The sequence below is a fragment of the Burkholderia sp. AU4i genome (assembly GCF_000466765.1).
GTDB lineage: Bacteria > Pseudomonadota > Gammaproteobacteria > Burkholderiales > Burkholderiaceae > Burkholderia > Burkholderia cepacia.
Genome location: NZ_ASSI01000462.1, coordinates 1 through 582 on the forward strand (window position 1 = coordinate 1; position 582 = coordinate 582).

Annotated in this window: 2 protein-coding genes; one reads left to right on the forward strand and one right to left on the reverse strand. The window is 70.8% G+C overall.

Going from position 1 to position 582, the window contains the following annotated elements; translation table 11 throughout:
* Positions 1–225: alpha/beta fold hydrolase (locus tag L810_RS43520; RefSeq protein WP_042978509.1), on the forward strand; the 225-nt coding region annotated here is incomplete at its 5' end.
* A gap of 37 nt (positions 226–262) precedes the next feature.
* Here the strand turns inward: L810_RS43520 and L810_RS43525 are convergent.
* On the reverse strand, positions 263–582 hold a 320-nt coding region (locus L810_RS43525), incomplete at its 5' end, for an AAA family ATPase (RefSeq protein WP_042978510.1).

Genomic DNA, 582 nt, shown 5'->3' on the forward strand with positions numbered 1-582 from the left:
CACTACATCGAGGAAGCCGAGGCCCGTTACGCGCCGCCGGACTTTCCGGTGCGCATCGTGTGGGGCGAGGACGACGCGTGGATTCCGCTCGAACAGGGGCAGGCGCTGGCCGATCGCATCGCCGGCGGCCAGCTGATCAGGGTGCCGCACGCGGGCCACCTGGTGCAGGAAGATGCGCCGGAAGCGATCGTCGCGGCGGTGCTCGACCGCCCCGGGAAAGGTTGACGCCGCCTGTACCGGGTGCCGCTTGTCGCGTGCCGCGTCAGAACACCGGCACGCCCTGCGCGAGCGTCGAGATGAACTTCGCGGTGCGCGGATCGCGCGGGCCGCCGAACAGGTCGCGTGATGCACCGGCCTCGACCACGCGCCCTTCCGCGAGAAACACCGCGTCGTGCGCGATCGACGCGGCCAGGCGCAGGTCGTGCGTCGCCATCAGCATCGTCGTGCCTTCGCGCGCGAGCTGGCGCAGCACCTCGACGACTTCGACGGACAGCTCCGGATCGAGTGCCGACGTCGGCTCGTCGCACAGCAGCACCTGCGGCGACGGTGCAAGCGCACGTGCGATCGCGACGCGTTGCTGCT